This is a genomic window from Paraburkholderia sp. BR10954 (genome assembly GCF_040965775.1).
GTDB classification, from domain to species: domain Bacteria; phylum Pseudomonadota; class Gammaproteobacteria; order Burkholderiales; family Burkholderiaceae; genus Paraburkholderia; species Paraburkholderia youngii.
The window spans coordinates 1-317 of the sequence record NZ_JBFRCK010000274.1 but is presented as its reverse complement, the minus strand read 5'-3'; the positions used below and the strand labels follow the sequence as shown (position 1 = coordinate 317).

The window sequence follows — 317 nt, the reverse complement described above, 5'->3', positions numbered from 1 at the left end:
TTGCGTCGACGAGCCTCGGATCGATGAAACGCCCGCCGCCCGCGATCTTGCGGATGGCTTCGAGCAACACGGCGGGGTCGCTGTCCTTTGTCAGGTAGCCCGTCGCGCCTGCACGCAGCGCTCGCGAGGCCACCTGCGCGTCGTCGTGGATGGTAAGTACCAGCACTGGCAGCGCAGGCTGCTCGACGCGCACGCGCCGGACGAGGTCGATTCCGCTGATGCCCGGCATGGTCATGTCGAGCAGCAGCACGTCGACGGCGCAGCTGCGCAGCTTGTCGATCACTTCCGAACCCTGTGCAGCTTCCGCGGCGACGATC

At 67.2% G+C, this 317-nt stretch carries 1 protein-coding gene; it reads right to left on the bottom strand.

Annotation, left to right across the window (positions count from 1 at the left end; all coding sequences use genetic code 11):
* The coding region (locus AB4Y34_RS42220; protein ID WP_368719352.1) for a response regulator transcription factor at positions 1-317 on the bottom strand (317 nt) is incomplete at both ends.